General features: G+C 60.5%; 8 protein-coding genes. 6 read left to right on the top strand and 2 right to left on the bottom strand.

Annotated elements, in window-relative coordinates:
- A partial coding sequence (locus H1Y01_RS19035) for a tRNA(His) guanylyltransferase Thg1 family protein (RefSeq protein ID WP_180542393.1) occupies positions 1 to 669 on the bottom strand: 669 nt, incomplete at its 3' end.
- A 14-nt stretch (positions 670 to 683) separates the two neighbouring features.
- Between H1Y01_RS19035 and H1Y01_RS19030 the strand changes: the two genes are divergently transcribed.
- Genes H1Y01_RS19030 through H1Y01_RS19010 form a run of 5 tightly spaced genes read left to right on the top strand, consistent with a single transcriptional unit; the run spans position 684 to position 4,207 of the window.
- Complete coding sequence (locus H1Y01_RS19030) at positions 684 to 1,103, top strand: putative toxin-antitoxin system toxin component, PIN family (RefSeq protein WP_180542389.1); 420 nt, start codon at positions 684 to 686, stop codon at positions 1,101 to 1,103.
- 15 nt (positions 1,104 to 1,118) lie between these two features.
- Complete coding sequence (locus tag H1Y01_RS19025; RefSeq protein WP_180542387.1) at positions 1,119 to 1,550, top strand: GntR family transcriptional regulator; 432 nt, start codon at positions 1,119 to 1,121, stop codon at positions 1,548 to 1,550.
- Complete coding sequence (locus H1Y01_RS19020; RefSeq protein WP_180542384.1) at positions 1,547 to 2,479, top strand: ABC transporter ATP-binding protein; 933 nt, start codon at positions 1,547 to 1,549, stop codon at positions 2,477 to 2,479. Before H1Y01_RS19025 ends, H1Y01_RS19020 begins: the two co-directional genes overlap by 4 nt.
- Positions 2,476 to 3,363, top strand: coding sequence for a hypothetical protein (locus tag H1Y01_RS19015; protein WP_180542382.1), 888 nt, complete (start codon positions 2,476 to 2,478; stop codon positions 3,361 to 3,363). The genes H1Y01_RS19020 and H1Y01_RS19015 overlap by 4 nt, the downstream gene beginning before the upstream one ends.
- 1 nt (position 3,364) lies before the next feature.
- Positions 3,365 to 4,207: a hypothetical protein gene (locus H1Y01_RS19010; protein WP_180542380.1), complete on the top strand. Its 843-nt coding sequence runs from the start codon at positions 3,365 to 3,367 to the stop codon at positions 4,205 to 4,207.
- Here the strand turns inward: H1Y01_RS19010 and H1Y01_RS19005 are convergent.
- Positions 4,204 to 4,806, bottom strand: coding sequence for a helix-turn-helix domain-containing protein (locus H1Y01_RS19005; RefSeq protein ID WP_180542378.1), 603 nt, complete (start codon positions 4,804 to 4,806; stop codon positions 4,204 to 4,206). The two genes, H1Y01_RS19010 and H1Y01_RS19005, sit on opposite strands and share 4 nt — an antisense overlap.
- Positions 4,807 to 4,827: 21 nt before the next feature.
- Between H1Y01_RS19005 and tdh the strand changes: the two genes are divergently transcribed.
- A complete protein-coding gene (tdh, locus tag H1Y01_RS19000; protein ID WP_180542376.1) occupies positions 4,828 to 5,853 on the top strand; it encodes an L-threonine 3-dehydrogenase in 1,026 nt (341 codons plus the stop codon).
- Positions 5,854 to 5,886: the final 33 nt, after the last annotated feature.

Here is a 5,886-nt window from a genome sequence, read left to right as displayed (position 1 = left end):
CGCAGGGATGAGCGCGTCCAAATAGCCCGGCTCCCGTTGAAAGACCGGAACTTCGCGATCCACAATCCAGCCGCCTTCACCGGGACGGACGACGCGCCCGCGTTTGAAATCAGCAGGCTGATTCGCCCAGTTCAGACCTTTCGCATGCAGTAAGTCGTGCTTCTCCGCAGTCGACTTACCCAACAGTTCTTTGTGCGAGTAATGCGCCGAAGCCAGCATGTTCAAGCTATTCGCAGACGCGTCCAGTTGCCGCCAGACGAAGTATTGCGCGACCTCGCTGCGCTGCGGAATCAGGAGCACGCGCGCGTCAAATGTCGCGTCGCGATCGTTCGGGAAAGCGCGCGCAAATGCCGCGGTAAAGACGCTGGCCGCGACCGAAGCGATCTTCTGCACGTTGCCGTCGAACCACACCGCATCGTTCAGCAGAAACGAATACTCGTCGCTCTGTCCGAACGCGAATTGGCAGCCGATCATTTCACCGCATAGAACAGCGGCGGCGGAATCCAGGGCATCCGCCAGCGGACGGCAATACGGGCGCTCCATCCCGCGCGTGAAGGCATGGAACGCGCGCCCATCCACCCGCACCACGACGTAAGCGCGCCGAGGCAGATATAATCGCAGCGCGTCCTCATAATCGCGCTTCATCCGCCGTCCTAGTTCGTCGATCATCTGGAACCCCGATTGTGCCAAACCCGATTCGCGTGGTGCTCGACACGAACATTCTCCTTTCGGCCTGCCTGAAGCCGAGGGGCAACGAGGCGCAAGTGATCGCGCTGGCGCTTCGAGGCGAAATTGTGCCGTGCGTTTCACCCGCGATCGAAGCCGAATACCGCGACGTTCTCTTCCGTCCGAAATTCGCGGCCATGCAGGAGCAAGCCGCGCGGCTGCTTGCCGCTCTTGAACCACGGTTCTTCCGCGTCGATCCGCAGTTCCAACTCGCCCTGGCGACCGATGAAGACGACAACCGTTTCCTCGAATGCGCCCAGGCTTCTGCAGCCGCATTCCTGATCACCGGCAACCTGCGCCACTACCCCGCCGTTTCCGGCGCAACCGCCATCGTGAACGCACGGATTTTTCTTCGCTTGACAAGCCAACCGTATTAGCGTATTAATACAGTAGTGCTGTCGATCCATATCTCCGCCAGCTCCGGCATCCCGGTCTACCTGCAGATCGAGCAGCAGATCAAACAATCGCTCGCTTCCGGCCTGCTGAAACCCGACGACCCTTTGCCATCCATACGCCGAACCGCGGCCGAACTCCGCATCAATCCCAACACCGTCGCGCGCGCTTTCAGCAATCTGGAGCGCGAAGGGATCATTCGAACCGTTCCCGGCGGAGGAACCTTCGTCGGCTCCCTCACGACGCTTGGCTCCGGTCTGCTCAAGGCGGAAAAGCTCAGGCGTATCCGGCCGCTGGTCGATCAACTTGCTATCGAAGGCGCTCAGCTGCGGCTGAATCCCGACGATATCCACAAACTCCTCGACGCCGCGATCGAAGACCTCGGCCGGAAATCCCGCAACTCAACCCGCTCGTCCGGAGAACAAGAATGACCACTTACGCGCTTCAAACTTCCGACTTAGTCAAGACTTATAACACCGGCCTTTTCGGCAAAAAGGTAAACGCCGTCGACGGACTCTCGCTCAACGTGCCGGAAGGATCGATTTACGGTCTGCTCGGCCGCAACGCCGCAGGCAAGACAACCACCATCCGCATGGCGATGGGCCTTGCTCGCCCGACCGCCGGTACGATCCGCGTCTTCGGCCTCGATCCTTCGCGCGATCCCGAGCGCGTCGCCGTGCTGGAACAAGTCGGCTATGTTCCGGAGGATAAGATCCTGGTTCCCGCGCTGACGGCCCGGCGTCTTCTGGAACTCAACCGGGCCTTCTATCCTTCGACCTGGTCCGACGCTCTGGCCCGCAAGGTGTGCGAGCGTCTTGAACTGCCGCTGGACCTGGCGTTCGCGCGCGCTTCGCTCGGAAATAAGACCAAGGTTGCTTTGGCCGCCGCAATCGCGCAGCGGTCGCGTCTGCTGATCCTGGACGAACCCACCACCGGCCTCGATCCCGTGGTGCTGGACGAACTGCTCCGCCTGCTGGTCGAAGACTGCACCGCCGATGGGCGCACGGTATTTCTCTCCACGCACCAGCTTCCTGAAATTGAAAGGATCGCGGACTATATCGGCATCATGGATCGCGGAAGGTTGCTGATCGAAGGGCGTCTGGACGATATCCGGTCCTGCTTCCGCCGTTTGACAGTAAAGGGGGCTTCGTTACCTGAGACGGAGCCCCGGATCCTCTCGGCGAAGCGCGATGCCAACGCCACCGAGTACATTCTGCGCAGCGATCCGGCGGCGTTCGAGCAGTTACTCGTGTCTCATGGCGCGAACGTCGTTGAGAGTGTCCCGCTCTCGCTCAATGAGATTTTTCTGGAACTCTGCCGCACCTCCGAGAGCCTGGCCGAGGAAGAGGCTATCGCATGATACTCTCGCCTCCCCTAACTGGCGCGATCGCCGCGGTCGTGCCGATTCTGGCCCTCATCGTGATCGCGCGTGTGAACGCTTATCGCCGCAACGCAATTAGTGAAAATAGCGCGGAAGCGATCCTCGAACCGGCCGGTGACCGGACTCCAGGCTTCTTCCTGGGCCGCTTCACGCTCCCGCAGCGCACGTATCTCGCTCAGCAGTCCAACGCGGCGCGGATTTGCTTCGCTCTGTTCGCCTACATGATCTTTTCAATCACCAGCGGTTCTCTTATAACCGCGGCGCGCGGTCCGCAGCAGGTTTGGCAGATGTACCAGGTTCAACTCACGGCGGCGGGCTACTTCGCGGAAGTGTTCGGTTTCGTGACCGCTTTGGTGGTTATTGACAATCTCCAGGGAAGCTTCCACCGCACGCGGCCGCTCTCATACCGCTTCCTTTTTTGGGGCCGCGTTTTGCCCCTGCTCGGCAGTCTTCTCGCGGCAACGCAGGCCGGGCTTCTCGCGTCAATCGTGCTTCTCAGGTTCACTTACGGGCCGGTTTGGGAGTCCGTCTCAAGTTCCCGGCGATCCGCGGTTCAGTTCGATCTCTCGATGCTTACCACGACAACACTGGTCTTCAGCATCTTTGTCTTCGTCGCGTTTCTTCCCCGGCGCTGGTCGATGCTTGGCAAAATGAAATTTGTCCCCATACTGCTCGGCGCGGCCCTCGGTTCCCAGGCCGTCTTCCTCTCCCGGTTTCTTCTTACCAGCCGGGTAGCCAGGGCTTTGTTCTTGTTTCCCGCACAGGCCGGGCCTCAACCTTTCGCTTTCGCGCTTGTGCCGCTTGTCTTCGTCGTGGGGCTTCTCTTCTTTGGAGAACGCTTATCTACTAAGTTCGAGATCTAACATGCCGACTTATCCCTGGCTACTCTACTATCGCTACCGTGTACTTACCGTGGCTATCTCTTCGCTGCTCATGACCTGCCTCGCTCATCTATGGGTCAGCGGCGATGGCTTCAATGACTTCGGTATCTTCTGGCACGGCTTCTGCGGGTGCCCGGTCGACCCCAGGGACGCATTCGTTCTCCTCAATTTGCCCCCCTTTACCGCCCTGATCGCCGGATTCGTTTTCGGGTACCTATCGCCGGGCGCGGTCGCCCTCCCGGCGGCTGCCGGCATTCCCGGCAATCAACTGAAAGCTCTCAACAGGTTCTTCCTTACCCGCCCCGTCTCGCGACGGAACGCCTTCTTTCTTCCCGCTGCCATCGCTATGACTACGATCGTCTTGCTTCCCGCGGCCGCTTTCCTTCTACTTGTCGGCTGGCTTAGTCTGGTCCATGCGCCGTCTCTTCACCACCTGATGGCCACGATCAGGATGATTCCAGCGGTTTCTCAGCTCGGGCAGCATCCGACATTTCTTCAAGTCTTGGGCGCCGTCAGCGCGCCTCGCCGGTATCTGGCGGCCCTCTCCGTCGGCTTCTGCGCCTACGCCTTGCTCTCATCGCAGCAATGGATGATGCTTAGCCCAAGCAAGAAGATCAATGCGCTGGGGATATTTTCGGCCCTCCTGCTCTTCGTCCCGATGTGGCGCGTTTTTGGCCATCAGACGGCGGACATGATGTTCCTGGCTCCCGGACACGGAACGCCCCTCGCGTACCTGCCGTCCGTCCTCGGAATCGCCTTGCACTTTGCGATCGCCGCGGCGATCTTGACGGGCTGCTGGCGCATCCTTCGAACAGCGGAACTCTAACGGTAGATGTTCACCAGAAACAACACCGCCGCGGTCTTTCCCGCATTGACCACGGCATGCGGAACATCCGCCCGGTAACTCGCCGAATCGCCGCGCTCGAGCACATCGGAATCGCCTCCCGATTCCACGCGGACGCGCCCCTTCTCGACCGTCAGAAATTCCCGCGTTCCTTCGAAATGCGCGGCGCTGCGCAGTTCGCCGCCGGGCCGCAACTGCACCTCATAGAACTCGACATCTTTCTCCAGATGCAGCGGCGACAACGTGCGAATCGTGCAGTCCTTGTCGGATCGGAAATGATAGGCGCGATCGCCCGCGCGAATCACTGACAGCGAACTCGTCGCATCGGGGTCCTCCACCAATTCCCCGATCGTCATCGAAAAGGCGCGCGCAATCCGCAGCGTGACCGCCAGCGTCGGATTCGCCTGGTCGCGCTCGATCTGGCTCAACATCGACCGGCTGACCCCGCTCGCGTCGGCTAGTGTTTCCAGCGACCATTTCCGTTCCGCGCGCAGCCGCTTCAGCCTCGCGCCGAAGCGTTCGGAAACCAAGTCCTCGCGAGCCCGCTTCTTGTCTGATATCCTGGACGTGCTGTCCGACATACTAGAGAAGATTTTTGCACAATGAAAGCTCTTGTGAAGCGCGAAGCGGCTCCCGGACTCCGGCTCGAAGACGTCGCGATCCCTGAAATCGGCATCAACGATTGCCTGATCCGCGTCGAGAAAACCGGTATTTGCGGCACCGACTTGCACATCGAAGGCTGGGACGCCTGGGCGCAGAGAACGATTCCGGTGCCGATGGTCGTGGGCCACGAGTTCGTGGGTCATATTGTCGAAGTCGGCTCCAACGTCACGGACTTCTTCCCGGGCGATGTGGTCAGTGGGGAGGGCCACGTCGTGTGCGGTCATTGCCGCAACTGTCTGGCCGGACGCCGTCATCTCTGTCCGCATACGAAGGGCGTAGGCGTGAACCGGCCGGGCGCGTTTGCCGAATACATCTCGCTGCCGATGACCAATCTATGGCATCACCGCGAGGGTGTCGATCGCGAGGTCGCGGCTATCTTTGACCCGTTCGGCAACGCCGTCCACACCGCGCTTTCGTTCCCCGTGCTGGGCGAAGATGTCCTGATCACCGGCGCCGGTCCGATCGGCATCATGGCCGCGGGTGTCGCCAAACACGCCGGCGCGCGTTTCGTCGTGATCACCGACGTGAATCCGTATCGCCTCGATCTCGCCAAGAAGATGGGCGCGGATGTGGCGCTGAATGTCGCCACCGGCGATCTACACGAACTGCAGCGCGAACTCGGCATGACGGAAGGCTTCGATGTCGGCCTCGAGATGTCGGGCAACCCGGCGGCGCTGCGTTCGATGCTCGACAACATGGCGCATGGCGGAAAGATCGCGATGCTCGGCATCCCATCCGAACCGATCGCGATCGACTGGAACACCGTCGTCTTCAGCAGCCTGACGATCAAGGGTGTCTACGGCCGCGAGATGTATGAGACCTGGTACAAGATGACGGTGATGCTACAAAGCGGTCTCGACATCTGCCCGGTGATCACGCACCGTCTGCACTACACGGAATTCGCGAAGGGTTTCGAAGTGATGCGCTCCGGCAATTCCGGCAAAGTCATTCTCGACTGGAATTAGCGCCGTGCGAACCAGCATCTTCGAGCTCTTCAA

This window comes from Nevskia soli (genome assembly GCF_903970205.1).
Classification (GTDB): domain Bacteria; phylum Acidobacteriota; class Terriglobia; order Bryobacterales; family Bryobacteraceae; genus Bog-113.
The sequence above is the reverse complement of the archived record's forward strand: the minus strand, read 5'-3'. Positions and strand labels throughout refer to the sequence as shown.

Bases quoted from the DNA above. Each gene is read 5' to 3' on its own strand.
- H1Y01_RS19005 (WP_180542378.1), bottom strand. From the start codon at position 4,806: ATGTCGGACAGCACGTCCAGGATATCAGACAAGAAGCGGGCTCGCGAG.
- H1Y01_RS19010 (WP_180542380.1), top strand. From the start codon at position 3,365: ATGCCGACTTATCCCTGGCTACTCTACTATCGCTACCGTGTACTTACC.
- H1Y01_RS19015 (WP_180542382.1), top strand. From the start codon at position 2,476: ATGATACTCTCGCCTCCCCTAACTGGCGCGATCGCCGCGGTCGTGCCG.
- H1Y01_RS19020 (WP_180542384.1), top strand. From the start codon at position 1,547: ATGACCACTTACGCGCTTCAAACTTCCGACTTAGTCAAGACTTATAAC.
- tdh (WP_180542376.1), top strand. From the start codon at position 4,828: ATGAAAGCTCTTGTGAAGCGCGAAGCGGCTCCCGGACTCCGGCTCGAA.